3 protein-coding genes are annotated in these 1735 nt (G+C 70.4%); all 3 read left to right on the forward strand.

Annotation, left to right across the window (positions count from 1 at the left end; translation table 11 throughout):
* On the forward strand, positions 1-180 hold a 180-nt coding region (locus R2707_21300; protein ID MEZ5247637.1), incomplete at its 5' end, for a hypothetical protein.
* A 67-nt stretch (positions 181-247) separates the two neighbouring features.
* Positions 248-1033, forward strand: coding sequence for a hypothetical protein (locus R2707_21305; GenBank protein ID MEZ5247638.1), 786 nt, complete (start codon positions 248-250; stop codon positions 1031-1033).
* Between the two features lie 25 nt (positions 1034-1058).
* Positions 1059-1613 (forward strand): hypothetical protein, encoded by a 555-nt coding sequence (locus R2707_21310; protein ID MEZ5247639.1) that lies wholly within the window; start codon positions 1059-1061, stop codon positions 1611-1613.
* The last annotated feature ends 122 nt before the right edge of the window (positions 1614-1735 follow it).

Genomic DNA, 1735 nt, shown 5'->3' on the forward strand with positions numbered 1-1735 from the left:
AGCTACCACGCCAACACGCCGGTCGAGGTGAGCGGCACGAGCCTCGACAGCGCGCGGTTCACGCTCGAGTCGCCGAAGCGGTTCGAGGCGGTGGGGCGGTGCGGGACGACCGGCACCAAGCTCACGATGACGCTCCACCGCACCTGGGATGGAAAATGGGACGGTCAGGGTGGGTTCTGACCCCAGGGCGGGCTAACCTGCGAACCACACTCACACTTCCGGTGACGGGCTGGGGGCGCGGATGACGGTGCGAGTTCTGACAGTCCTGACGCTGATCTTCGCCGCAGGCTGCGCCAAGAAGCGCGACCCCGCGCCCACCGAGATGGAAGACCTCACCGGCTACCTCTTCGCGAACTGGGAGGACGAGGAGGCCCTGCCCGAGGGCATCGACAACCTCGCGGCCTGGCTCGCCGACAACATCGACAGCGAGCAGGCCGAGGACGGCTGGCTGCTCACCCCGCTGACGGCCGATCTGGTCGCCGACGTCGACCGGCCCGACCGAGACCTCGGCGACCTGCTCGGCGCCGCCGTCGCCGCGCCGAGCCCGTTCCCGCTGCTCGATCACGCCGGCCACATCGTGCTCGACGACCAGATGTTCTCGAACCCGAAGACCTACGAGCACTACCACCGCAAGGTCACGGGCGACGAGCGGGCCTTCCTCGACGGCGACGGGCTGGTGCGCACCACCAACGACATCGCCACCTCCTCGCTCGGCGTGACCATCCCCTACGAGCTGCTCAAGGACTACCGCTGGGTCCACAGCGACGACAGCGAGGCCATCCTCGCCCGCAGCTGGATCGAGGACGAAGCGTGCAACGACGGCGGCGGGAACTGCCTCGTCCAGTCCTTCTCCATCGACCTGTTCCTGAAGCACCGCACCGGCGAGACCTGGCGGATGACCGCCACATGGAGCGAGCTCACGATGAGCGTGCCCATCGGCGAGAACCTGCTCATCGCCACGCTCGCCGTCGGCATGAACAACGTCTTCCGCTACACCGACGAGTTCCTCGCCGAGCAGGACGCGCGTCGATAGTCCTCCGTCCGACGGGGGCGGGGCGATGGCGACGCTGCGGCAGCTGAAGGACGACGGCTTCGAGGATCTCGGCACGGTGACCTTCGGGGGCACCGTGGTGGCGGGCGACCCGTCGCTGCTGGTGGAGCCGCTCGGCACCGACGCCTGGTGGGGCGGCGCGGTGCGGCCGGGCACCTGGCGGCTGCTCGGCAAGGCCTGGGCGCCCGACGACGACCTGCTCGAGGAGCTGGTGCTCGTCCACGCCGAGCTCGCCGAGCGGTTCTACGACCTGTACGACGCTGCCGAGCACCAGAGCGGGCTGCTGCTGCCCACGCGGCGGATCGCCGTGCTCGCGGGCGACCTGCGGACCGACGTCGACACGCTCCACGCCGCCGCCACGGCCGACGCGGAGGGCCTGCCCTGGGTGCTCGACTCGGGCGTGGTGGCGGGCGGGATCGCGCAGCACCCGGCGCAGATCGCGGCCTCCCGCGGCCTCGGCGGCATGTCGGCGGACTACGCGCTCCTCTCCGTCGGCTTCACCCGCGCGCCGTTCGAGCGGGCCGAGACGGTCCCCTTCGTCCAGGACCGCGACGAGGACTGAGTCTATGGGAGTGTGCTCGGGCCCCACGAGCGTGAGGCTCGGCACGGCCGCCCGGCGGCACCGAGACGAATCCCGCTTGCGGCGACGACCTCCCGTGAACTATGAACTGACCATGAGGTCAG

This window comes from Acidimicrobiales bacterium, from assembly GCA_041394245.1.
GTDB lineage: Bacteria > Actinomycetota > Acidimicrobiia > Acidimicrobiales > Aldehydirespiratoraceae > JAJRXC01.